At 71.4% G+C, this 25445-nt stretch carries 15 protein-coding genes; 7 read left to right on the forward strand and 8 right to left on the reverse strand.

The annotated features are described in order from the left end of the window. Window positions 1–145: 145 nt before the first annotated feature. On the reverse strand, window positions 146–1768 hold the full coding sequence (locus MFF64_RS08490; protein ID WP_238190411.1) for an acyl-CoA dehydrogenase family protein: 1623 nt from the start codon (window positions 1766–1768) through the stop codon (window positions 146–148). A gap of 40 nt (window positions 1769–1808) precedes the next feature. Beyond that, the gene (locus tag MFF64_RS08495; protein WP_238190412.1) at window positions 1809–2558 is read right to left on the reverse strand and encodes a sulfate transporter family protein; all 750 of its coding nucleotides are present in this window, start codon (window positions 2556–2558) and stop codon (window positions 1809–1811) included. A 133-nt stretch (window positions 2559–2691) separates the two neighbouring features. Between MFF64_RS08495 and MFF64_RS08500 the strand changes: the two genes are divergently transcribed. Beyond that, the gene (locus MFF64_RS08500) at window positions 2692–3081 is read left to right on the forward strand and encodes a DUF3775 domain-containing protein (protein ID WP_048452101.1); all 390 of its coding nucleotides are present in this window, start codon (window positions 2692–2694) and stop codon (window positions 3079–3081) included. Window positions 3082–3470: 389 nt separating this feature from the next. Here the strand turns inward: MFF64_RS08500 and MFF64_RS08505 are convergent, their stop codons facing one another. From MFF64_RS08505 to MFF64_RS08520, 4 genes are all read right to left on the reverse strand, one after another. Further along, entirely contained in the window at window positions 3471–4934 is a 1464-nt protein-coding gene (locus MFF64_RS08505) for an efflux transporter outer membrane subunit (RefSeq protein ID WP_238190522.1), read from the reverse strand. A gap of 233 nt (window positions 4935–5167) precedes the next feature. Beyond that, on the reverse strand, window positions 5168–8452 hold the full coding sequence (locus MFF64_RS08510) for an efflux RND transporter permease subunit (RefSeq protein ID WP_238190414.1): 3285 nt from the start codon (window positions 8450–8452) through the stop codon (window positions 5168–5170). A 70-nt stretch (window positions 8453–8522) separates the two neighbouring features. After that, window positions 8523–11642: an MdtB/MuxB family multidrug efflux RND transporter permease subunit gene (locus tag MFF64_RS08515; RefSeq protein ID WP_238190417.1), complete on the reverse strand. Its 3120-nt coding sequence runs from the start codon at window positions 11640–11642 to the stop codon at window positions 8523–8525. A 232-nt stretch (window positions 11643–11874) separates the two neighbouring features. Beyond that, window positions 11875–13260 carry an MdtA/MuxA family multidrug efflux RND transporter periplasmic adaptor subunit gene (locus MFF64_RS08520; RefSeq protein WP_238190419.1) on the reverse strand — a complete coding sequence of 462 codons (1386 nt, stop codon included), beginning with the start codon at window positions 13258–13260 and terminating at the stop codon, window positions 11875–11877. Between the two features lie 325 nt (window positions 13261–13585). Here MFF64_RS08520 and MFF64_RS08525 point away from each other — a divergent pair, with 325 nt between their 5' ends. The 6 genes from MFF64_RS08525 (at window position 13586) to MFF64_RS08550 (ending at window position 20609) form a co-directional block, all read left to right on the forward strand. After that, a complete protein-coding gene (locus tag MFF64_RS08525; protein WP_099900760.1) occupies window positions 13586–14227 on the forward strand; it encodes a DedA family protein in 642 nt (213 codons plus the stop codon). 116 nt (window positions 14228–14343) lie between these two features. Further along, on the forward strand, window positions 14344–15177 hold the full coding sequence (locus MFF64_RS08530) for an FkbM family methyltransferase (protein WP_099903779.1): 834 nt from the start codon (window positions 14344–14346) through the stop codon (window positions 15175–15177). 462 nt (window positions 15178–15639) lie between these two features. Continuing rightward, window positions 15640–17259 carry an ABC transporter ATP-binding protein gene (locus tag MFF64_RS08535; RefSeq protein WP_099903783.1) on the forward strand — a complete coding sequence of 540 codons (1620 nt, stop codon included), beginning with the start codon at window positions 15640–15642 and terminating at the stop codon, window positions 17257–17259. Beyond that, window positions 17256–18464, forward strand: coding sequence for a phosphopentomutase (locus tag MFF64_RS08540; protein WP_238190421.1), 1209 nt, complete (start codon window positions 17256–17258; stop codon window positions 18462–18464). The genes MFF64_RS08535 and MFF64_RS08540 overlap by 4 nt, the downstream gene beginning before the upstream one ends. A gap of 42 nt (window positions 18465–18506) precedes the next feature. Next, window positions 18507–19880, forward strand: a complete 1374-nt coding sequence (locus MFF64_RS08545; protein WP_238190524.1) for a cytochrome P450 — start codon at window positions 18507–18509, stop codon at window positions 19878–19880. Between the two features lie 75 nt (window positions 19881–19955). Then, window positions 19956–20609: a TetR/AcrR family transcriptional regulator gene (locus tag MFF64_RS08550; protein WP_099902558.1), complete on the forward strand. Its 654-nt coding sequence runs from the start codon at window positions 19956–19958 to the stop codon at window positions 20607–20609. 33 nt (window positions 20610–20642) lie between these two features. Here MFF64_RS08550 and MFF64_RS08555 read toward each other — a convergent pair whose 3' ends face one another. Next, the gene (locus MFF64_RS08555) at window positions 20643–22118 is read right to left on the reverse strand and encodes a SulP family inorganic anion transporter (RefSeq protein ID WP_238190422.1); all 1476 of its coding nucleotides are present in this window, start codon (window positions 22116–22118) and stop codon (window positions 20643–20645) included. 372 nt (window positions 22119–22490) lie between these two features. Next, window positions 22491–25133 (reverse strand): MMPL family transporter, encoded by a 2643-nt coding sequence (locus MFF64_RS08560; protein WP_238190424.1) that lies wholly within the window; start codon window positions 25131–25133, stop codon window positions 22491–22493. Between the last annotated feature and the right edge of the window lie 312 nt (window positions 25134–25445).

A 25445-nucleotide genomic window follows, 5' to 3' on the forward strand; every position in this document is an offset into this window, starting at 1 on the left:
GGCGGAGGAGGACAAACTCATTCGCGCCGTCGATGCGAAACGGAGCTGATGACCGGTGGACCTCGCTCGAGAGTGTGGGTGACGTTCGCTCCGGCCAGGTTGCTACGCCAGTACGCGCTCGCACCGGAAAGCCGACTGGCCGACGTCACCCCAGGACCCGGCCCAGCACCACCTCCGTCACCGCCCCCACCCCGTTCGCCCCATACATCGCCCGCTCCCGCGCGAGCCGGGTCGCGGCGTAGGCCTCGGCGATGACCGGCGGCGCACAGGCCGCCAGTGCCGCGGCGGCGGCGAGCGTCGCGAGGCGGCCGGTGGCGAAGCGGGCGCGGGCCTCGGCGTCGGGGGCCTGAAGGGCCGCGACGATGTCGGCGGCCGCCTCGCGCACGCCCGGCAGCCCCTCGGCCTCGTCAGCGAGGTCGGCCACGAGACCCACGACCTCCTCCGGCGCGCGCGTGGCGGCGCGCAGCACGTCGAGGGCCATGACCGTGCCGGAGCCCTCCCAGATCGCGTTGACCGGCGCCTCACGGTAGAGCCGGGGCAGGGGGCTCTCCTCGACGTAGCCGTTGCCGCCGAGAGCCTCCATCGCCTCGTAGACGAAGCCCGGGGCCGCCTTGCAGACCGCGTACTTCACCGCTGGGGTGAGGAGCCGGGTTCGCGCCGTCTCGCCCCGGTCGAAGGCGGCGGCGAGCCGGAGGGCGAGCGCGGTCTGCGCCTCGCTCTCGAGGGCGAGGTCGGCCAGCACCCGGCGCATCGCCGGCTGATCGGCGAGGGGCTTCTGGAAGGCACGGCGGTGACGGGCGTGGTGGAGGGCCAGGACCAGGGCCATGCGGCACAAGCCCGCCGAGGCGACCGCGCAATCGAGTCGCGTCAGCTGGACCATCGCCAGGATGGTCGGGACGCCGCGTCCCTCCTCGCCGATGCGCCACCCGAAGGCGCGCTCGAACTCGACCTCGGCGGAGGCGTTCGACCGGTTGCCGAGCTTGTCCTTCAGGCGCTGGAGATGCAGGGCGTTGACGCTGCCGTCGGGCCGGTGGCGCGGCACCAGGAGGCAGGTCAGCCCGCCGGGCGCCTGTGCCAGCACCAGGAAGCCGTCGGACATCGGCGCGGAGAAGAACCACTTGTGGCCGGTGAGCGCGTAGCCGTCGCCGCCGGTCGGCTCGGCCGTCGTGGTGTTGGCGCGGATGTCGGTGCCGCCCTGCTTCTCGGTCATCCCCATGCCGAGGGTCACGCCCGCCTTCTCGAACCAGGGCCGGAAGGACGGGTCGTAGGTCCGGCTGGCGAGGCGCGGCAGCCAGGCGGCGAGGTGGTCGGCGGCGGAGCTCAGCGCCGCGACGGCCGCGCTCGTCATGGTCATCGGGCAGAGATGCCCGCTCTCGACGCCGGCGACCATGTATTGCCGCGCCGCCCGGGCGAGGTGGCCGCGCCCCAGCGGCCGTCCCGGATCCGCCCCGTCCCAGATCGAGGCGTGCAGGCCGTCCGCGACGCTCGCCGCCATCAGGGCGTGGTAGGCCGGGTGGAACTCGACCCGGTCGGCCCGGTGCCCGCGCGCGTCGTGGGTGCGCAAGGTGGGCGGATGCGCGTTGGCGAGGCGGCCGAGATCGAGGCGCTCCGCCGCGCCCCAGCGCGCGCCGAAACCGTCGAGGCCCGCGGCGGCCGTCGGTCCGCCGAAGGCCGCGAGCGCCCCCCGCAACGGCGCGTCGGCGGCGAACAGGTTCACGTCGCCGAAGGGCGGGCTCTGGTTGAAGACCGCGTGGGTGTCGCCGGACATGGCGTCAGGGTGCGCCGGCCGCGTGCGATCCGCAACCGTCTCAGCGCCGGCCCGCGTCGAGCCGGTCGCGGTCCATCGCCACCGGCGGGCGGGTGGCCGGGGCCTTCAGCAGCCGGTCGCGGCTCAGGCCCTTGTGGACGTGGACCATCAGGGCGATGCCGAAGAGCGGCGTGATCAGGTTGACGACCGGCACCAGCATCAGCCCGGCGAGCAGGGCGCCGGCGAGCATCACGGTGGGAGTGTGATAGCGCCGCATGGCACCGGCCTCGGCCAGGGGCCGGAACCGGGCGGCGGCGAGCTCGAAATACTCACGCCCGAGCAGGTAGGTGTTGGCGAGGAAGAACGCCGCGACGTTGATGCCCGGCACCAGCAGCAGCGCCAGGGCCGCGAGGTTGACGGCGAGCGCGAGGCCCGCGAACCGCACGGCGTAGAGCATCGCCTGGGTGAGCGGCATCGCCTGGCCCGGCACCTCGTCGGGGAAGTCGGTGCGCTCGACGATCGCGGCGGCATCGTCCAGGAAGTAGCCCGCCACCAGGATCGAGACCGGCGGCAGGATGTAGGCGAGGCCGACGAACAGCCCGGCCCCGGCCAGGAACGACGCCACGGCGTTGACCATCGCGTAGTCGGTCGAGATCGGGTGGGCGGCGAGCAAGGCCGCGATGCCCTTGGTGAGGACGAACCAGATCAGGGCCAGGAGCCCGACCGTGAGGCCGAGCGACTTCCACAGGATCGTGCGGAGCGGGCGGGAGAAGACCTGCCGCAGGGCCGCGAAGGCGGCGTTGATGAGCATCGGGAACCTCGGGGCTGGGCGCGCCGCCGCTCACTTGATGCCGAACGGCGCCGCCGTCCAGTGGCGAACCCGGCTTCGCTTCGCGGGTTGAGGCTGCATCGAGTGTCGCGTGCGCCTTGAGGAGGTTCGACCGATGGACATCGCCGTTGAGAAGGTCTGTGAGTTCATCCTGCGGGCCCGGGCCCTCGACGTGAAGGAGGGCCTGAGCGACCCCGATTCCGGCTCGAACCCGATCGACGACGGCGCCCGCGACGTGCTGGTCGACGGCACCGACGACGCGACCGAGGAGGAGCTGCGCGAGATGGTCGCCGGCCTCAACGACGACGAGCGCGCCGAGCTGGTGGCGATCCTGTTCGTCGGCCGCGGCGACATGGAGCCGGAGGAATTCCCGGACGCGGTCCGCCTCGCCCGCGAGCGCGAGGCCGCCGGGACCCGCACCGCCGATTACCTGCTCGGCATCCCGAATGTCGGCGACCTGCTCGACGAGGGGCTGGCGGCGCTGGGGCTCAGCTGCGACGTGTGAGACCCGTTTCGGGACGATCCCGTGCGGGAGCGGTATCGCGCCCGCGACGGCGGAGCCTCGCTCCGCACGCTTGAGCGACGCCGAAATCCGCGTGGCGAAAGCGATCGGTCGGATTTCGGACGAATGGCCGTCCGGTCCGCTCTGGGCGAGGGACACCCATCCTGTCGTCCCCGGGGCCGCGCCGGCGCAGCCCGGCACGACGATGGCGGAGAGCGCGAAAAGGTGTCGGACGACATCCGATTGATTGCCTCGCCATGCGAAAATCGGCTTCGCTCAGGCGCCGCGCGGGCTGCTGACACGAGGTCCGTCGCACAGGCTGCACAGGCTCTCAGGATCAGGGCGCGGGTGGGATGGCGCGGGCACCAGCGGCCGGGCCGCCCCGATCCCCGTCACTCGTCCACCCGCGGCGCCTGGCCGCGGTCGATCGGCAGCGGCCGGAACGCTTTCAGCGCCTCGCCGCTCGGCAGGCTGCTCGTGTCCCAGCCGCCGCCGATCGCGCCGATCAGCGACACGGCGTTGGTGAAGCGGTTGAGCCGGACCTGCAGCGCCGTGACCTCGTTGTTGAGCTCCAGCGCCTGAGCGGTGACGACCGTGGTGTAGTTCTGGGTGCCGGCCCGGTACTCGTTGAGCGCGATCTCCACCGCCCGGCGGGAGGATTGCACCGCCAGTTCCTGCGCCGCCTGCTGGCGGGCGAGGATGCGCTGGCCGGCGAGCCCGTTCTCGACCTGCTGGAAGGCGGTGAGCACCGTCTGGCGGTAATTGGCGACCGCCGCATCGTAGGCCGCCTCGACGGCCTGGAGGGCGGCCGTGCGGGCGCCGCCGTCGAACAGCACCTGGGATCCCGAGGCCGCCACCGACCAGAACGAGTTCGCCGCGGCGAAGAAGTTGCGCGCCGGATCGCCCGCGATGCCGCCATTCGCCGACAGGGTGACGGTCGGGAAGAATGCGGCCACCGCGACGCCGATCTGGGCGCTCTGGGACTGAACGGTGCGCTCGGCGAGCGCGATGTCGGGCCGGCGCTCGAGGAGGTCGGAGGGCAGGCTGACCGGCACATTGGGCGGGCGCACCGGCAGGTTGCCGCGGGCCAGCGACACCTCGGAGGGCGGGCGGCCGATCAGCGTCGCGATGGCGTGCTCCAGGTTCGCCCGCTGCAGCCCGACCGCGATGGCGTTGGCCTGGGTGGTCTGGAGCTGGGTCTGGGCGGTGATGACGTCGGAGCGGGCGGCGACGCCGGCATTGTACTGGTTCTGCGCGATGGTGAGCGAGCGCTGGTAGGCCTGCGCCGTGCGCTCGAGCAGGTTCTGCAACGATTCCTGGTAGCGCAGCTGGTAGTACGCCGTGGCGAGCTGCGTCTGGAGCGCGAGGCGCACGGAGGCGAGGTCGGCGGCGCTGGCCTGGGCGGCGGCGACGTCGCTCTCGATCAAGCGGCGAATGCGCCCGAACAGGTCGAGCTCCCAGGTCGCCGAGCCCTGGAGCGTCAGGGTGGTGCGCTCGACGCCGCCGGTGCTGGCCCGGCTGATCGCGGGGGCACCGAGCGCTGTGGGAAACAGCTGGGCGCGGGCCTCCTGCACCAGGGCGCGGGCCTGCCGGTAGGCGGCGACCTGGGCACGCAAGTTCTGGTTGTCGACGTCGATCAGGCGGATCAGCCGGTCGAGGGTCGGATCGCGGAAGACCCGCCACCAGTCGCCGCGCTCCGCCTCGTCGAGGGGCCGCACCGGCCGCCAGTTGCGCGGCGGCATCGGCCGGGCGCCGCCCTCCTTGAAGGCGGGGGGCGTCTCGACGGTGGGGCGAGAATAGTCGGGGCCGACGAGGCAGCCGGCGAGCAGCAGGGGGAGCAGGGTCGCCGCGGCCAGATGCGGGGTGCCACCTCCAACCCTCCCCCCTCTGCGGGGGAGGGTGCCCCACGAAGTGAGGCGGGAGAGGGGAACCCCGCTTCCGGAGAGGCCGCGACCACGGTGAAGGGCGCAAGCTGGATCGGCGTCGCGCTGCTCCTCTCCCGCCCCGCTTTGCGGGGCGCCCTCCGCCGCAGAGGGGGGAGGGTTCGGTGCTGCGGGATCGGTCCGGACAATGAGATCGTCGAAGAAATTCATTCGGCCGGCAGCGCCCGCGTGGCGGAGCCCCGGCGGCGGCCGACCCAGAGCCGGAACCGGTCGAGGTACAGGTAGACGACGGGGGTGGTGTAGAGGGTCAGGACCTGGCTCACGATGAGGCCGCCGACGATGGCGATGCCGAGGGGACGGCGCAGCTCGGAGCCCTCGCCGCCGTCGAGAATCAGCGGCAACGCTCCGAGCAGTGCGGCCAGGGTTGTCATCATGATCGGGCGGAAGCGCAAGAGGCAGGCTTCGCGGATCGACTCCCGCGGGCTCAGGGACCGGGCGCGCTCGGCGTCGAGGGCGAAGTCGATCATCATGATCGCGTTCTTCTTCACGATGCCGATGAGCAGGATCACCGCGATGAGCGCGATCACCCCGAACTCCTCGCCGGCCAGCATCAGGGCCAGGATCGCCCCGATCCCGGCGGACGGCAGGGTCGAGAGGATGGTCAGCGGGTGGACCCAGCTCTCGTACAGGATACCGAGCACGGCGTAGACCGCGAGCAGCGCCGCCAGGATCAGCAGCGGCTGGCGCGAGGACGAGGACTGGAAGCTCTTCGCCGCGCCGGCGAACTCGCCGTGGATGGTGGCCGGCATCCGCAGGTCGCGCATGTGGGCGTCGATCGCCGCGGTGGCGTCGCTGAGGCTCTTGCCGGGGGCCAGGTTGAACGACAGCGTGGTCGCGACGAACAGGCCCTGGTGGCTGACCTGGACCGGGGTCGCGCCGGCCTCGAAGCTGGCGAAGGCCGAGAGCGGCACCATCGTCTCCTTGGCGCTGCTGACCGCGGCGCTCGACGAGGCGCTGGAGCGGCCGGCCGACGCGATGGAATTGGTGGCGGCGTTGCGGGCCGAATCGGTCGCGACCGCGGCCGCCGCAGTGCTGGCGTCCGTCGTTGCGGTGGCGGCGCTGGCGACCGTACCGGCGACCGCGTTGGTGGTGGCCGAGCCGCGGGCGCGCGCGCCGGAGGTCGAGACGTAGATGAGCTTCAGCGTCTCCGGGTTGTCGAGGTAGCGCGGCGCGATCTCCATCACGACGTGGTACTGGTTCAGCGGGTTGTAGATCGTCGAGACCTGGCGCTGGCCGAAGGCGTCGTAGAGGGTGTTGTCGATCTGGTCCGGGGTCAGGCCGTAGCGGAAGGCGGTCGGCCGGTCGATGACGAGCCGGGTCTCCAGGCCGCCCTGCTGCTGGTCGGAGGTGACGTCGGTGAAGGTCGGGTCCTTCTGCAAGGCTTCCAGCAGCTTCGGGGTCCAGGTGTAGAGCTCCTCGCTGGTGTCGCCCTGGAGCGTGTACTGGTACTGCGAGAAGCTCTGGCGGCCGCCGACCATGAAGTCCTGGCGCGGGAACAGGTAGAGCCGGGCGCCCGGGATCCCCGAGAGCTTCGGGCGCAGACGGGCCATCACTTCGCTGATCGGGTCGCGCTGGCCCAAGGGCTTCAGGCCGACGAAGACGTTGGCCGAGTTGGTGCCGCGCCCCCCAGTGAAGCCGACCACGCTCTCCACCGCCGGATCGGCCTGCACGATGGCCGTGGCGCGCCGCAGCTTCGCGCTCATCGCCTGGAACGAGATGCGCTGGTCGGCCTGGATGCCGCCGATCATCTGGCCGGTATCCTGCTGCGGGAAGAACCCCTTCGGCACGATGACGTACAGGTAGACGTTGAGCACCACCGCGGCGAGCAGGACCAGCATCACGGTCACGCCGTGGCGGAGCGCCCAGTCGAGGGAGACGCGGTAGGCCGACAAGAGCCCCGAGAACCCCGCCTCCAACCCCCGCGCCAGCGGGCCCTGCCGGGCGCCGTGGGCTTCCGGCTTCAGGAACCGGGCGCACATCATCGGCGTGGTGGTGAGCGAGACGACGAGCGAGATCAGGATCGCCAGCGACAGGACGACGGCGAATTCCTGGAAGAAGCGCCCGATGATACCGCCGGCGAGCAGGATCGGCAGGAAGACGGCGATGAGCGACAGGCTCATCGACAGGACCGTGAACCCGACCTCGCGGGCGCCGAGCAGGGCCGCCTCGACCCGCGAGCGCCCGTCCTCGATGTGGCGCTGGATGTTCTCCAGCACCACGATCGCGTCGTCGACGACGAAGCCCGCCGCGATGATGAGCGCCATCAGGGAGATGTTGTCGAGGCTGTAGTCGCACAGCCACATGGCGGCGAAGGTGCCCACCAGCGAGATCGGCACCGCCACCGCCGGGATCAGCGTCGCGCGGGCCGAGCGCAGGAAGCCGAACACCACCAGGATCACCAGGCCGACGGAGATGAGCAGCGTGCGCTCGGCCTCCGCCAGCGACGCCCGGATGGTGAGCGAGCGGTCGCCGGTGACGACGAGTTCGGTGTCGCCGGGCAGGGCCGCCTTGAGCTGCGGCAGCGCCTCCTTCAGCCGGTCGATCGTCTCGACGACGTTGCCGCCGGGCTGCTTGTAGACGATCAGCAGCACCCCGCGCTGGCCGTTGACGAGGCCGAGGTTGCGCCGGTCCTCGACGCCGTCGACCACCTGGCCGACGTCGCGCAGGCGCACGCCGGCCCCGTTGCGGTAGGCGACGACGATGTCCTGGTAATCCGCGGCCTTGCGGCCCTGGTCGTTGGCGTAGAGCTGGTAGCGCCGCTCGCCGGCCTCGATCGCCCCTTTCGGCGAGTTGGCGTTGGCGCTGGCCAGAGCCGCGCGGATGCCCTCGAGGCCGATGCCGTAATGGAACAGGGCATTGGGATCGAGCTCGACCCGCACCGCCGGCAGGGACGAGCCGCCGATCTCGACGTTGCCGATGCCCTCCAGCTGCGACAGCTTCTGGGCCAGCACCGTGGCGGCGGAATCGTAGAGCGTGCCCGGGCTCAGCGTCTTCGAGGTGAGGCCGAGGATCAGGATCGGCGCGTCGGCCGGGTTGAACTTGCGGTAGGTCGGGTTGGTGCGGAGCGCCGTCGGCAGGTCGGCCCGCGCCGCGTTGATCGCCGCCTGCACGTCGCGGGCGGCGCCGTTGATGTCCCGGTCGAGCCCGAATTGCAGCACGATCCGGGTCTGCCCGACCGAACTCGTCGAGGTCATCTGGTCGACATCGGCGATCTGGCCGAGGCGCCGCTCCAGCGGCGCGGCCACCGTCGTCGCCATGGTGTCGGGGCTGGCGCCGGGCATCTGCGCCTGGACCAGGATGGTCGGGAAGTCGATCTGCGGCAACGGCGCCACCGGCAGCCGCACGAAGGCGAACAGGCCGGCGAGCAGCACGCCGAGGGTGAGAAGCGTGGTCGCGACCGGGCGCAGGATGAACGGGGCGGAGAGGTTCACGGGTGGTGGTCCCCGGGCGCGCCGCCGTGAACCCTCCCACCTCTGCGGGGGAGGGTTATGAGCGCCACGCTCACGGCACCGCCTCCCCGGGCGCCAGCCCGCTGCCCCGCCGCCCGGAGAGGCGTCGGCCGAGGCGGTCGAAGGCGAGGTAGATCACCGGCGTGGTGTAGAGCGTCAGCACCTGGCTCACGATCAGGCCGCCGGCGATCGAGATGCCGAGCGGCTGGCGCAGCTCCGAACCCGTCCCCGTCCCGAGGATCAGCGGCACAGCCGCGAACAGGGCCGCGAAGGTGGTCATCAGGATCGGGCGGAAGCGCAGGATGCAGGCCTCGTAGATCGCGTCCCGCGGAGTCATGCCCTCCTCGCGCTCGGCCTGCAGCGCGAAGTCGATCATCATGATCGCGTTCTTCTTCACGATGCCGATCAGCAGCACGATGCCGATGATGCCGATGATGTCGAGGTCGTGCCCGAACAACATCAGGCCGGCGAGCGCCCCGATGCCGGCCGAGGGCAGCGTCGAGAGGATCGTGATCGGGTGGACGAAGCTCTCATACAGAACGCCGAGCACGATGTAGACCGTGACGATGGCGGCCAGCACCAGGAACAGGGTGTTGTCGAGGGAGGCCTGGAAGGCGAGCGCCGAGCCCTGGAAGATCAGCCGGAAGCTGTCGGGCATCCCGAGTTCCGCTTCCGCCGCCTTGATCGCCGCCACCGCCGGCCCGAGCGAGGCGCCGGGCGCGAGGTTGAACGAGATCGTGGTCGCCGGGAACTGGCCGAGATGGCTGATGAGGAGCGGCGCCCGGCGCTCGCTCACCTGGGCGATCGCGGTGAGCGGCACCTGGCCGTTGGTGGCGGTGGAGGACGGCAGGTAGATCCGCTGGAGCGAGTCGAGGGTCCGGTGCAGGTCGGGATCGGCCTCGAGGATGACCCGGTACTGGTTCGACTGGGTGAAGATGGTCGAGATGATGCGCTGGCCGAAGGCGTCGTAGAGGGCGTTGTCGACCGAGGCCGGGGTGATGCCGTAGCGGCCGGCGGTCGCCCGGTCGATGGTGATGTAGGCGGAGAGGCCGCTCGCCTGCCGGTCGCTCGCCACGTCGGCGAGGTCGGGGATCTGCTTCAGGCGATCGACGAGGCGCGGGACCCAGGTGTCGAAGGCGCCCGGATCCGGGTTCTCCAGGATGAACTGGTACTGCGTCGCGCTCACCGCCGTGTCGATGGTGAGGTCCTGCACCGGCTGCATGAACAGCGCGATGCCCGGCACGTCGGCGACGCGGGCGTTGATCCGCCGGATGATGGCGCTGGCATTCTCCGCCCGCTCCTCGCGTGGGCGCAGGTTGATGAGGAAGCGGCCCGAGTTCAGCGTCACGTTCTGGCCGTCGACGCCGATGAACGACGACAGGCTGACCACGTCCGGGTCCTTCAGGATCTCTGCCGCCAGGCGCTGCTGGCGCTCGGCCATCGCCCGGTAGGACACCGTCTGGTCGGCCTGGGTGATGCCCTGGATGAGCCCGGTATCCTGGACCGGAAAGAAGCCCTTCGGGATCACGACGTACAGGTAGATCGTGAGAACGAGGGTGCCCAAAGCCACCAGCAGCGTCAGGCCCTGATAGGCGAGGACGACCCGCAGGGTCCGGCCGTAGAAGGCGATGCCGCCCTCCATCAGCCGGCGCCCGGCATTCCCGATCCGCCCGGCGGCACGGGCCTGGGGCGGCTGGTGGCGCAGGAGGCGGGCGCACAGCATCGGCACCAGGGTCAGCGAGACGACGCCGGAGATCGCGATGGTGGCGGCGAGCGTGATGGCGAATTCGTGGAACAGACGGCCCACCACCTCGCCCATGAACAGGAGCGGGATCAGCACCGCGAGCAGCGACACGGTGAGGGAGATGATGGTGAAGCCGATCTCGCGCGAGCCCTTGAGCGCCGCCTCCATCGGGCTGTCGCCTTCCTCGACGTGGCGGGCGATGTTCTCGATCACCACGATGGCGTCGTCGACGACGAAGCCGGTCGCGATGGTGAGCGCCATCAGCGACAGGTTGTCGAGGGAGAAGCCCCACAGGTCCATCACCGCGAGCGCGCCGACGAGGGAGAGCGGCACCGACAGGCTCGGGATCAGGGTGGCGGGCAGCGAGCGCAGGAACAGGAAGATCACCAGCACCACGAGGGCGATGGCGAGCAGCAGCTCGAACTGCACGTCCTCGACCGAGGCGCGGATCGTCATCGTGCGGTCGGTGAGCGGGGTGACCTGGATCGCCGCCGGCAGGGTCGCCTGGAGCTGGGGCAAGAGCGCCTTGATCCGGTCCACCACCGCGATGACGTTGGCGCCGGGCTGGCGCTGGATGTTGAGGATCACCGCCGGGGTGGTGTCCATCCAGGCGCCGAGCTGGGTGTTCTCCGCCCCTTCCACCACCTCGGCCACCGCCGAGAGCCGCACCGGCGCGCCGTTGCGGTAGGCGATCACCGCGTCGCGATAGGCGGCGGGGTCGCGGATCTGGTCGTTGGCGTTGATGGTGAAGGACTGGGTCGGCCCGTCGATCGAGCCCTTCGGGGTGTTGACGTTGAGGTTGTTGATGGTGGTGCGCAGGTCGTCGATGTTGAGGCCGTAGGCCGCGAGCGCGGTCGCGTTGAACTGCACCCGCACGGCGGGCCGCTGCCCGCCCGCCATCGAGACGAGGCCGACGCCCGAGACCTGGCTGATCTTCTGGGCGAGGCGCGTCTCGGCGAGGTCGCGGACCTGGGTCAGCGCGAGGGTCTTCGAGGTGAGCGCGAGCGTCAGGATCGGCGCGTCGGCCGGATTGACCTTGGCGTAGACCGGCGGCGCCGGCAGGTCGCTCGGCAGCAGGTTGCCGGCGGCGTTGATGGCGGCCTGGACCTCCTGCGTGGCGATGTCGATGCCGAGATCGAGGTTGAACTGGAGCGTGATGACGGAGGCGCCGGCGGACGACTGCGACGTCATCTGGTTGAGGTTGGCGAGCTGCCCGAACTGACGCTCGAGCGGCGCCGTCACCGCCGAGGTCATCACCTCGGGGCTGGCCCCGGGATAGAAGGTCTGCACCTGGATCGTCGGGTAATCGACCGAGGGCAGGGCCGAGAGCGGCAGGTTGAAGTAGGAGATCATGCCCGTGAGCAGGATCGCCAGCATCAGCAGCGTGGTCGCGACCGGGCGCAGGATGAACAGGCGGGAGGGGTTCATCGGAACGCCCAATCGTTCATCACTGACGGACGCGCGCGGCTAACCCTCCCCCCTCTGCGGGGGAGGGTGGCCTGGGCAGGCCGGGAGAGGGGCAGCGCGACGCTGATCGCGGTGGCGCCCTTCAGAATAGTCGCGACCTTTCCGGAAGCGGGTTCCCCTCTCCCGCCCCGCATCCGCGGTGCACCCTCCCCCGCAGAGGGGTGAGGGTTGATGACGTCGTGCCACGTCATGGTCACGGGTTCTGGCTCTGCTGCCGGCGGCGATGCGGGCGCTCGCCATCGGGACGCTGGCCCTCCTGGCGCTGTCCATCCTGCCTCTGACCCTCCGGGCGGGGCTGGGCGGCGCCTTCGCCGTCCGCCGGCTTCGCCTCGGCCTCCGGCCCGGCCGCTTTCTCGGGCCGCCCGCCGGTGACGCGCACCTGCGCCCCGTCCTTCAGCCGGTCCGTCCCGTCGACCACCACCCGGTCGCCGACCGCCAGCCCCTTGGTCACCACGGTCCGCACGCCGTCGCTCTCGCCGATCTCGATCGGGCGCACCGCGACCTTGTCCTCGGCCGTGAGCAGATAGACGTAGGTGCCGGGCGTGCCGCGCAGGACGGCCGCCGCCGGCACCAGGGCTGCGTCGCGCACGGTGTCGACGTCGAGGCGGGCGTTGACGAACTGGTTGGGAAAGAGCCGGTCGTCCTTGTTCGGGAAGAGGGCGCGCAGCTTCACCGTGCCGGTGGTGACGTCGATCTGATTGTCGACGGTGTCGAGGGTGCCGCGAGCGATCTCGGTCGTGTCCGAGCGGTCGAAGACCCGCACCGGCAGGGTGGCGCCGGCCCGCAGGCGGTCCATCACCCGCGACAGCACGGTCTCGGGCAGGGTGAACAGTACCGAGATCGGGTGGAGCTGGGTCACGACGACGATGCTGGTCGAGGCGGCGGTGACGTAGTTGCCCTGGTCGAGCTGGCGCAGGCCCACCCGGCCCTCGACCGGCGAGGTGATGCGGCCGTACTGGATATTGAGCTTCTGCTGGTCGATCTGCGCCTGGTCGGAGGCGACGACGCCCTCGTACTGCTTGACCGTGGCGGCCTGGGTGTCGACGTTCTGCTTCGAGATCGAGTCCTGCCGGTTCAGGGTCTGGTAGCGGGCGAGGTCGAGGCGGGCATTCTGCAGCAGCGCCTGGTCGCGCAAGAGCTGGCCCTGGTACTGGGCGAGCAGGGCCTCGTAGGGGCGCACGTCGATCTGGGCCAGGAAGTCGCCGGCCTTGACGGTCTGTCCCTCGCGGAAGCCGATCTGGGTCAGGTAGCCGCTCACCTGCGAGCGCACCGTCACGGTGGCGAGCGGCGTCACCGTGCCGAGGCCCGACAGCACCACCGGCATCTCGCCCTTCTGCACCGTGGCGACACCGACCGCCTGCGGCCCCTCTCCACCCCCGCCCCGGCGACCGCCGCGCCGGCCGGCGCCGGCCTGCTGCGTCTCGGGCCGCTTGAACCCGTCCGGCAGGTAGGTGCGATACGCCCAGTACCCACCGGCGGCGAGGGCCAGCAGCACCAGAAGCCAGAGCGGCCCGCGGCCGCGCCGTCTGGGCGGCGCTTCGACCGCGTCGTCGGTCCGGATGGGAGACAATTCGTTCATCGATCTGGACAACCCGGACCTGGAAACACCAACCTCGCCCCCGCGACGCCTCTCATGTCGTGCCGGCGGCACGGGCTCGCGCCTGCGGCAAGTCGCCCACAGGCAAGTCGCCCCCGGGTAAGTCGCCCTCGGATCACTCGCCCTCGGAGCGCCGCCCCGGCACCATTCCGCACGGCAATGCGTCGCCAGTACGACGGCCATGTTGCCTCACGATTGCTGAACGCCGCCGGAGGGCTGCCCTGGAAGAGCCACGATCGATCCCCTTATCTCAGGGGATCGGGGCGCGACACGGCGCCGCCCTGCATCGACTGTCAGTGGTATCAGAATGCACGTCCTCCACGACCTGCCGATCTCCGACCTGATCTCCCATTACGGCTACTGGGCGATCTTCCTGGTCATCACCCTGGAGAGCGCCGGCGTGCCGATGCCGGGCGAGACCGCGCTGATCTCGGCCGCCGTCTATGCCGGCTCGACCGGGCAGCTGCGCATCGGGCTCGTGGTGCTGGCCGCAGCCATGGCCGCGATCATCGGCGACAATGTCGGCTACTGGGTCGGCCGCCGCTGGGGCATGCCGCTGCTCCTCAAGCACGGTGGGAAGATCGCCCTCGACCATCGCCGGCTCAAGCTCGGCCAATATCTCTTCCAGCGCCACGGCGGCAAGATCGTGTTCTTCGGCCGCTTCACCGCGATGCTGCGCGCCTATGCGGCCCTGCTCGCCGGGGTGAACCAGTTCGACGCCCGCCGCTTCTTCCTGTTCAACGCCGCCGGCGGCATCGCCTGGGCCTCGCTGATGGGCTTCGGCGCCTTTCTGTGCGGCCGCTCGATCGAGCACGTCGTCGGCCCGATCGGCCTCGGGCTCCTCGCCTTCGTGGTGTTCGGCGGCATCGCCCTGTGGCTGTTCGTGCGCCGGCACGAGGCGCGGCTGACCCTGGAGGCCGAGCAGGCGATCCCCGGCCCGCTCGCCTGAAGCCGCGCATTGCCGCCCGCCCGCCGGGGTGGCATGAGGCGCGCCACGATACTCCCCCACCTGCTCCGCGCCCTGCGCGGGGCGGCCGCGGCGCGCCGCGGCTTCGAACCGGCCCGATGACACAGACCACCCATCCCTTCGGCACCTACGCGCCCGCCGGGCTCGTGCGCTGGATCGTCTCGCGCACCGAGCGCCTGCCCGACGAGAGCTGGCGCGCGCGGCGCCTCGCCCTGCTGCTGCGCCGCTGCGCCATCCGCCTGCTGCGCGGCCAGCCCCTCGACGTCGAGCGCTACGGCGCGCGCATGCGGTTGCACCCCTACAACAACAACTGCGAGAAGAAGGTGCTCTTCACGCCGCAGTTCTTCGATCCGCTCGAACGGAGGATTCTGGCGGAGCGGATCGGACCGGACTGCGTCTTCCTCGACATCGGGGCGAATGTCGGCGCCTACGCGCTGTTCGTGGCGGCCGCCGCCGGTCCCCGCGCGCGGATCCTGGCGGTGGAGCCGCAGCCGGACATCTTCGACAAGCTCACCTTCAACATCGCCCAGAACCCGTTCGGCAGCATCAAGGCGGTGGCCTGCGCGGTGGCCGACAAGGCCGGCGAGATGACCCTGTTCGTCGATCCCCGCAACCGGGGCGAGTCGAGCCTGAAGGTGGTGGGCACCAACGAGGGCGCGGCGATCCGGGTGCCGGCCGTCCCCCTCCTCGACCTCGTGCGGGGCGAGGGCCTGACCCGGATCGACGCGATCAAGCTCGACGTCGAGGGCGCCGAGGACCTGATCCTCGAACCCTTCCTGCGCCAGGCGCCTCCGGTCCTGCACCCGCGCCTCCTGGTCGTCGAGGACGGCACGGACCTGTGGCAGACCGATCTCGCCGCCCTGCTCACCCACCACGGCTACCGCTGCATCGCCAAGACGCGGCTGAACCTGATCTTCGAGCGGGAGGAGTAATACCGCCGCACCTTCGAACGGACGCGTTCGATGGTGCCAGGCAAGCCCGAACGGGCGCCGGCGCTGAGGCGCCGGTCGCCTTCGCGTCGATGCGAAGGCGCGAGGGTATAAGAGGGGGGCGGTCGCGTCCCTTCCCCGATCGCCCCGAGGGCCTCCAGACCCACCGCGTCATTCCAGGTCCGCGCAGCGGAGCCCGGATTGCGGAACCACCGGTGGACGAGAACCGAGTGGAACGCTGACCGCCTCGCCTCGACGGACCTGACCGTCTGGATCCCGGGCTGCGCTGCGCGGCCCCTGGGACGACCTTGCGGGTGTCGAGTCTGCCGGAGCGGGGAGAAGAGCCCCCGCGGTCCGAGATGGGATCGAATGATCCTGCCCGCCCGCGGCGAGGCGCCGGTTCCCGGCCGACGGGGAATGACCTACACCGGTCCACCGGCGCGCCGCCGCCCTACCTCTGAGCCGATGACCGACCCGCTCCTCTCCGTCCAGGACCTCTCCGTCGCCTTCCGCCAGGGCGGGCGCGAGACCCGCGCCGTCGACCGGGTCTCCTTCGCCATCGCGCCGGGCGAGACCGTGGCCCTCGTCGGCGAATCGGGCTCCGGCAAGTCGGTGACGGCGCTCTCGATCCTGCGCCTCGTCGACGGCGCGGCGCCGGAGGGACGCATCCTGTTCAAGGGCCGCGACCTTCTCGGGCTCCCCGAACCCGAGATGCGCGCGGTGCGCGGCGCCGACATCACCATGGTGTTCCAGGAGCCGATGACCTCCCTGAACCCGCTGCACCGCATCGCCGAGCAGGTCGGCGAGGTGCTGCGGCTGCACAAGGGGATGAGCGGCGAGGCGGCCCGCGCCCGCACCCTGGAACTGCTGAACCTCGTCGGCATCCGCGACGCGGAACGGCGGCTCGGCGCCTACCCGCACGAACTCTCGGGCGGGCAGCGCCAGCGGGTGATGATCGCCATGGCGCTCGCCTGCGAGCCCGACCTGCTCGTCGCCGACGAGCCGACCACGGCCCTCGACGTCACCGTGCAGGCGCAGATCCTCTCCCTGCTCGCCGATCTCAAGGCGCGCCTCGGCATGGCGATGCTGTTCATCACCCACGATCTCGGCATCGTGCGCCGCGTCGCCGACCGGGTCTGCGTGATGTTCCAGGGCCGCATCGTCGAGACCGGCCCGGTGGCCGAGGTGTTTTCCAACCCGCGACACGACTATACCCGCCGCCTGCTCGCCGCCGAGCCGACGGGCCGCGGCAACCCGGTCCCGGACGGCGCGCCGATCCTGGTCGAGGCCGGGCCGATCCGGGTGCACTTCCCGATCAGGACCGGTCTGCTGCGTCGCACCACCGGCCACGTCAAGGCGGTGGACGGCGTGGCCGTGAGCGTGCGCGAGGGCGAGACGGTCGGGGTCGTCGGCGAATCGGGCTCCGGCAAGACCACCCTCGGCCTCGCCATCCTGCGGCTGACCGCCTCCGAGGGACCCGTGGTCTATCTCGGCCGGCGCATCGATGGGCTGTCGGCCCGCGCCATGCGGCCCCTGCGGCGCGAGATGCAGGTGGTGTTCCAGGATCCCTACGGCTCGCTCTCGCCCCGCATGTCGGTGGCAGAGATCGTCGCCGAGGGGCTGGAGGTGCAGGGGACCGGCTGCACCGACGCCGAGCGCCGCCGGATCGTCGCCCGGGCGCTCGAGGATGTCGGGCTCGATCCAACCGCCATGGACCGCTACCCGCATGAATTCTCCGGCGGCCAGCGCCAGCGCATCGCCATCGCCCGCGCCATGGCGCTCGATCCGCGCTTCGTCGTCCTCGACGAGCCGACCTCGGCGCTGGACATGTCGGTCCAGGCCCAGATCGTCGAGCTTCTGCGCGACTTGCAGCGTCGGCGCGGCCTCGGCTACCTGTTCATCAGCCACGACCTCAAGGTGGTGCGGGCGCTCGCCAACCGCGTGATGGTGATGCAGGGCGGCCAGGTGGTGGAGGAGGGTGCGGCGGAGGACATCTTCGCGAGGCCCCGCACCGATTATACCCGCGCCCTGTTCTCCGCCGCCTTCGACCTCGCGGCGGCCCCCACCGGGGCGGTGAGCGAATGAGCCGGGCGCTCCTCATCGTCCTCGATTCGGTCGGCATCGGCGGCGCCCCGGATGCCGCCGCGTTCGGCGACGAGGGCGCCGACACGCTCGGCCACATCGCCGAGGCCTGCGCGGCGGGCAAGGGCGACCGGGCGGGCCTCCGCAGCGGTCCCCTGCACCTGCCGCACCTCGCCGGGCTCGGCCTCGGGCTCGCGGCCGAAGCCGCCAGCGGCCGGATGCCGCCGGGCCTCGCACTGTCCGAGCCGATCGAGGGCGCCTTCGGCCACGCGGTCGAGCGTGCACGGGGCAAGGACACGGTGTCGGGCCATTGGGAGATCGCCGGGGTGCCGGTGGACTTTTCCTGGGGCCACTTCCCGGCGACGCGGCCGGCCTTCCCGCCCGAGCTGACCCGGGCCCTGATCGCGGAGGCCGGGCTGCCGGGCATCCTCGGGGATTGCCACGCCTCCGGCACCGCGATCATCGAGGATCTGGGGGCGGAGCACGTCCGCACGGGGCGCCCGATCTGCTACACCTCCGTCGACAGCGTGTTCCAGATCGCCGCCCACGAGGAGGCGTTCGGGCTCGACCGGCTCACCCATCTCTGCACGATCGCCCGCCGGCTCTGCGACCCCTACCGCATCGGCCGGGTCATCGCCCGGCCGTTCATCGGCGACGAGAGATCGGGCTTCACCCGCACCGCGAACCGGCGCGACTACGCCGTGCCGCCTCCCGGCGACACGCTCCTCGACCGCCTCGCCGCGGCCGGCCGGCCGGTTGTGAGCGTCGGCAAGATCGGCGACATCTTCGCCCATCGGTCGACCGGCCGCGAGGTCAAGCCCGGCGGCAACGACGCCTGCCTCACGGCCGCCCTCGACGCTCTCGCCGACCTGCCCGAGGGCGGCTTCGTCTTCGCCAACCTCGTCGAATTCGACACCGAGTACGGCCATCGCCGCGACGTCCCGGGCTATGCCGCGGCCCTGGAGCGCTTCGACGCACGGGTGCCGGAGATCCGGGCGGCCTTGCGGCCCGGCGACCTCTGCCTCGTGACCGCCGATCACGGCAACGACCCGACCTCCCCCGGCACCGACCACACCCGTGAGCAGGTGCCGGTCCTGGCTTTCGGCCCCGATATCGGCCCCGGCCCTCTCGGGCGGATCGGCTTTCCGGCGATCGGGTCGATGGTTGCCCGCCATCTCGGCTTGGCGGAAGCGGAGCCGGTCGCGTAAACATCCGGGGACGCGCACCGGAGGCTTGATCCCTTGTCCATCGTGGCTCCCGGTACGCTGGCCCACCACGCGCCGCCTGTGCCGGCCCTCGCCGAGCGGGTCGGCTGGCTCAAGCTCCTCGGTGCATTCCGGCGCAACACCCTGGAGGCCTTTCCCCGGGCCTGCCTCGACGCACCGGCGGTGACGATCCCGCTGCCCGGAGGCGGGCGGATGGTGCTTCTCTCGACGCCCGCCGGCGCCCGCCACGTCCTCCTCACGGCCACCCACGACTTCGTGCGCCTGCCCGCCGGCCGGCGGGTGATCGGGCCGATCGCCGGACGCGGCCTGGTTCTGGCCGATGGCGAGGCCTGGCGGCACCAGCGCCGGGTGCTCGCTCCCGCCTTCACGCCTCGCACCCTGCCGCTGATGCTGCGCTTCGTCGCCCGCAGCGCGGAGGAATCCTGCCGCCGGCTGGAGGAGGGGCTCGGCGCCCCGGCGGATCTCAGGGGGGAGATGCAGCGCGTCGCCCTCGACATCGCCACCACCTCGATGTTCTCCCTGGAGACCGGCCCCCTCGGGGCCGAGATCCGGGCGCTGATCTCCGGCTACCTCGACCGGCTCGGCCGGCCGACCGTGGCCGATTTCCTGCTGCCGCCGGGCTGGCCGACCCCGTCGAGCCCGCGCCGGGCGCTGTTCCGCCGCCGCTGGCTCAGGCTGGTGCGGACGGTGCTGGAAGCGCGGCGCGAGCAGGGGGCCCAAGGACAGGAGGCGCAAGGCGCGCCGCGGGACCTGTTCGACCTCCTGATCGAGGCCCACGGCGACGCGCCCGGCGGGCTTCTCGCCGACGAGGTCGGCACCCTGATCGTCGCCGGCCACGAGACCACCGCCTCGACCCTGTTCTGGGCCTGCACCCTGCTGGCCCGGGAACCGGCCGTGCAGGACGCCCTGGCCGCGGAAGCGATGGGGCTCGACCTGTCGGAGGAGGGCGCCGCCGCAGCCCTGCCGCACCTGCGGCTGGCCAAGTCCGTGGCGCAGGAGACGTTGCGGCTCTACCCGCCGGTCTACGTCATCGCCCGCCGCGCCGCGCGGGCGAGCGTGGTCGAGGGCACCGAGATCCCGGCCGGCAGCATCGTGATGATCCCGACCTGGGTGCTGCATCGCAACACCCGCTGGTGGGACAGGCCGGAGACGTTCGACCCGCGGCGCTTCCTCGATCGCCCGGAGCCCGACCGTTTCGTCTACCTGCCGTTCGGCGCCGGGCCGCGGATCTGCATCGGCGCACAGCTCGCCCTGTCCGAGGCGACCCTGGTCCTGGCGCGCCTGATGCGCGCCTTCCGCCTCTCCCTCGATGGCGACCGGCCGGTCCTGCCGGTGGCGACCACGACGGTGAGGCCGGACCACGTGCCGCGCTTCCTTCTGGAACGGCGCGTCGGTTGAGCCTGCCGCCCGCGCGAAAATGCATTATGGCAGCGGGGGCGGCCGGTCCGGCCCCGTAGAGAGATCAGAAGCACGGTGCGACCCTGGCGCAGCGGCCCGTCCGACCGGCGCGGCTACCATCACGGCAACCTCAAGGAGGCCCTGATCGAGGCCGCGCGCCGCTTCATCGCGGAGCGCGGGATCGGCGGCTTCACACTGGTCGACGCGGCGCGCCTCGTCGGCGTCTCGCCGGCGGCGCTCTACCGCCACTTCCGCGGCCGCGAGGCGCTGCTGGAGGAGGTCGCCGAGCGCGGCTTCACCGAACTCGCCGCGCGGCTCGCCCGCGCCCTGCGCGGTCCCGGCACGCCGCTGGAGCGCTTCACCCGCATGGGCGAGGCCTACCTGACCTTCGCCGAGGAGGAGCCGGGCTACTACGCGGCGATCTTCGAGGCCCGGCCGGTCGGCCCGGACGGCTGCCCGCCGGGCGGCGAGGCGCCCGCGCAGGCCCCGCGCGACCGCGACGCCTTCGGCCTCCTCGTCGAGGCCCTGCGGAGCACGTTCCCGGACGGCTTCTCCGCCGGGGTCGATCCGCGCTTCGTCGCCCTCGAGGTCTGGGCACTCTCCCACGGCATCGCGACGCTCGCCGCCGCCGGCCGGCTGCCGACCGGCCCCGGCCTGCCGACGAAGTACGACCTCCTGCGCGCCGGCGTGCTCGCGATGGTGCACGGGGCGACGGCGCGGGCGGGGTAGGGGCGACGGGGCGGCGCCCCGTCGCCATCGGCCTCAATGCCCCGAGGCGATCGCCGCCCCCGGCTTGTCGTGGGTGCCGAGCCTCTCGACCAGGGTGGCGGAGGCGGCGTTGAGACCGGCGATCTCCACCGGAACGCCGTGGTGGCGGAACTTCAAGACCACCCGGTCGAGCGCGTTGACGGCGGTGAGGTCCCAGAAATGGGCCTGCGTGACGTCGATCACGACGCCCGACAGATCCTCCTCGCGGAAATCGAAGCCGGCGTGGAAGGCCTCGGCCGTCGCGAAGAAGATCTGGCCGGTGACCTGGTAGGTGCGGGTGCCGCCCGCGCGCGAGGACGTGACGGCGAAGAACCGGGTGACCTTGTGGGCGAAGAACAGCCCGCTGAGGATCACGCCGAACAGCACGCCCTTGGCGAGGTCGTGGGTCGCGACCACGACAGCGACGGTGCCGAGCATCACGATGCTCGACGTGGTCGGGTGGGTGAACAGGGTGCGGAGCGAGCGCCACTGGAAGGTGTTGATCGACACCATGATCATCACCGCGACGAGGGCCGCCATCGGGATCTGTGCCACGTAGGGACCGAGCACCACGATCAGGAACAGCAGGAAGGCCCCGGCCCACAGGGTCGAGAGCCGGCCACGGCCGCCCGACGAGACGTTGATCACCGACTGACCGATCATCGCGCAGCCGGCCATGCCACCGAACAGGCCGGCGGTGACGTTGGCCAGCCCCTGGCCGGCGCATTCGCGGTTCTTGTTCGAAGTGGTGTCGGTGCGCTCGTCGACGATCGCCGCGGTCATCAGGCTCTCGAGCAGGCCGACCATGGCGAGGGTGAGCGAGTAGGGCAGGATGATCCGCAGGGTCTCGAGGGTGAGGGGCACTTGCGGCAGGGCGAAGCTCGGCAGCTCGCTCGGCAGCGCCCCCATGTCGCCGACGGTGCGGATGCCGAGGCCGAGGCTCATCGACAGGGCGGTGAACAGCACGATCGTGACCAAAGCCGAGGGCACGGCCTTGGTCAGGTAAGGCAGGCCGTAGATCAGCGCGAGGCCGGCGGCGGTCATCGCGTAGACGATCGGTCCGCGGCCGATCAGCTCCGGCATCTGGGCGAGGAAGATCAGGATCGCGAGCGCGTTGACGAAGCCGGTGACGACCGAGCGCGAGACGAAGCGCATCAGGTTGCCGAGCTTGAAGGCGCCGGCAGCGATCTGGATCAGGCCGGTCAGGATCGTCGCGGCGAAGAGGTGGCCGAGGCCGTGATCCTTGACCAACGTGGTCATCACCAGCGCCATCGCGCCGGTGGCCGCCGAGATCATCGCCGGGCGCCCGCCGGCGATCGCGGTGACGACCGCGATGCAGAACGAGGCGTAGAGCCCGACCTTCGGGTCGACCCCGGCGATGATCGAGAAGGCGATCGCCTCGGGGATGAGGGCGAGCGCCACGACGGTGCCGGCGAGGATTTCACGCGTGACGTCGGGCGCCCATTCGCGCCGCAGGCGGACGAGATTCATGGATGTGAGCTTTCAGGGAGGCGCGACGAGGCGCGCGCGAAAGAGCCGGCCGCGCGAGGCGGGCGGGCACGAAGAGAACGGACGTGCGGAGAGGACGCGGGAGAGCGGGGCGCTACGGCGGCGTGGGCCGCGAGACCGGGAAGGCTCGATCCTGCATCATAGGCCGTGCCTAGCACGGAGTTTCGCTGCGGTGCAACCGGGAAGGGGTCAAAGTCCCGCCCTTGCTGCAGATCGCTCCGGAGGAGCAACCCAGACGAGAATGGCGCGGGTCCCCCTCTCCCGGATGGGAGAGGGGGACCCGCGCCATTGACGAAAAAGGCCCGCCCCTCGACGGAGGGGCGGGCCGTCCATTGTGAACTGTACCGCCGGCCCTCAGGCCGGGATCAGCGGGTCGCGCCGGGCTGCCGCTTCCGGCACCCCATCCTTGGCCTTCTGCTTCGGCGGCGGTCCGAGGAAGGCCGGCACGATGAAGAAGGCCGCGACGAGGGTGAAGAACAGCGACAGGGCCAGCAGCTTGCCCATGCTGGCCGTGCCCGGGTGGCTCGACAGCACCAGCGAGCCGAAGGCGGTGCCGGTGGTGAGTGCCGAGAAGAAGATCGCCCGGGTCAGGCTCGAGGCCAGCATGTCAGCGACGCCGGCCCGCCAGGCGATCACGTAGTAGATGTGGAAGGCCACGCCGACCGCCAGCATCAGCGGCAGCGCGATGATGTTGGCGAAGTTCAGCGGCATGCCGATGAGGTAGAGCGCCTCCAGCGTCCAGAGGGTGGCGAGCACCAGCGGCCCGAGCGCCATGGCGACGTCCCAGGGCCGGCGCAGGGCCACCGACAGGATGATGAAGATCGAGACCAGCGCCAGCAGGCCCGCCTCGATGAAGGCGCCGAGGATCGTGTGGCTCGACCGCGTGGTGGCGACCGGCGCGCCGGTGGCGTGCGGGGCGACGCTCAGGACTTCCTTGGCGAAGCGCCGCAGCACCGCGTTGTCATTCGAGTTGCCTTTCGGCTGGACCTCGATCCGGGCGCGGCCGTCGGCGGCGATCCAGTCGGAGCGGATCTGCCTGGGCAGGTTCTCCAGGGTGATCTTGGCCGGCGCGAGCAGGCCGCGCAGGCGGGTGAGCAGGGCCTTGAGGTTCGGCACCACCGCGGCGGAGGCTGCCTCGCGCACCGACGGCTCGGCGCTGGCGAGGCGGTCGAGGGTGTCGGTGAAACCCTGGATCGTGGCGAGCGGGCCGGAGGCATTCGCCCCTTGCGCTCCCTGCGCGATGCCCCGCAGGGCGGTCACCGCGTTGCGGATCGCCGTCACCACCTCGCGGTCGTTCGGCGCAGGCGCCACGCGGGGCGGGCTGAGGACAGGCCCCAGGACCTGCGCGGCGTCCTCGATCGTGGCGAGCTTCTGGTCCTGATCGGCGGGCACGAAGGTGTCGATGTCGATCACCCCGGCGACGCTCGGCAGGGCGGTCAGCTTCTTGACCATCGGGGCGATGGCGTCGCGGTTGGGGACGACCACGTCGATGGTGTTGGGGCTGGTCTTCGGATCCTTGGTCAGGTCGAGATAGGTCGCGACCGATTCCACCTTCGCGCTGCGCAGGTGCATCGGGTTCGAGTCGAAGGGCAGCCAGTAGAGCAGCGGCAAGCCCGCCACCGTGACGAGGCCGGTGAGCACCAGGACCAGCTTGCGGTTGGCGAGGATCCAGTGGTCGACCGAGGCCATGCTGGCAGTGCCGACCTCCTGCTTCTCGCCCGGCGGCCGCAGCACGGCGATCATCGCCGGCAGCAGAGTGAGGGAGAACAGGTAGGCGACGATCATGCCGACGCCGGCGATCAGGCCGAGCTCGGACACCCCGCGGAAGTCGGTCGGCAGGAACGAGAAGAAGCCGGCGAGCAGCGATACCGCCGCCAGCGTCAGCGACCAGCCGACGCCGCGGGCCGCCGTGCGGATCGCCAGCACGAGATCCTCCTCGGCGAAGCGGTCGGCGCGGTAGCGCACCGCGAATTGGATGCCGAAATCGATGCCGAGGCCGACGAACAGGGCCGCGAAGGCGACCGAGATCGGGTTCAGCTCCCCGACCATCAGGAGCCCGAGGGCGGCCGTGACGACGAGCCCCGCGAAGGTGGTGACGAGCACCGCCACGACGAGGCTGCCCGAGCGCAGCGCCAGCCACAGGAACAGCACGATGGCGCCGCCGGTGACCGAGTAGTTCAGCGCGGCGTCGTCCGCGAGCGTCGCGAACTCGTCGTCGGCGACCGCGACCTGGCCGGTGAGCCGCACCCGCACCCCGTTGGCCTCGGTGAGGCCGAGATTGCGGGCGGTCTCGCGGATCAGCGCGGTCGCCTTCTCGCCGGGCTGGAGGGCGTCGTAATCGAGCACCGGCTGGGCGATGACGAAGCGGCGCAGGTCGCTCGGCTCCGCCTTGCCGCCGGCGAGGAGCAACTGCCACGAGAGCTGCGCCGGCTCGCCCTTCAGGACATGATCGAAGACGTCCTTCATCTGGCCCATCGGGCCGACGAGGTCCTCGGGCTTGGCCTGGCCGGCCTTCACCCCCTGGGCGCCCATCACCATCGCCTGCATGATGCCGCGCAGGGACGGGTCGGCGGCCAGCGGCCCGAGGAGGCCCTGCTGCTGGATCAGCCGCTCGGTGGTCTGCTCCAGCTCCTTCTGGGGCATCAGGAGCAGGCCGTTCTTGTCGAAGAACGGACCGCCATCGGGCCGGTAGACCACCGGCAGCAGGTCCTTGTGGGTCGACAGCGCCTGGGTCAGGCGGTTCGCCGCCTCCTCGGCCTGTTCCGGCGTCCGGCCGTCGACCACCGCGACGAGCAGGTTGCTGCGCTGCGGGAAGGTTTTCTCGAACTGGATCTCGTCCTGGCGCCAGGGCACGTCCGGCGTGATCAGGCGCTCGACGTCGGTGTTGATGCGGAAGAGATGCGCCGCCGTGACGGCGCTCGCGACGGTGAGCAGCAGCGCCGCCACGAGGACGAGCCAGCGCCGATGTACGGAAAACGCCACGAGCCGTTCGATCACGATGCGAAGCCTGCCTCTAGCTCGCGGGCCACGCGGCGGCCCGGTGAAATCCTGATGATCGGCCCGACGGCCGCGCCGGAACGGCGATGTCCCGTGCAAACCCCGCACCGGCCGGGACCAGTATAGCGCGCGGGGCAGCGGCGCCCATGGTCGCGGTGTGCATTGGCGTCACGGCGACGCTCCAGGAGCACCACCGTGGCGCGCTAGGTAGTGACCCGCAGGCCCGATTGCAACGCGTTGGCCCGAAACGGATCCCGGTTCCGGGCGGGCCCGCGTCGCCCACAGCCCCCGCGCAAGCTCGGCTTTACGCCG

The sequence above is a fragment of the Methylobacterium frigidaeris genome, assembly GCF_022179185.1.
In the GTDB taxonomy this organism is placed as follows: Bacteria; Pseudomonadota; Alphaproteobacteria; order Rhizobiales; family Beijerinckiaceae; genus Methylobacterium; species Methylobacterium frigidaeris.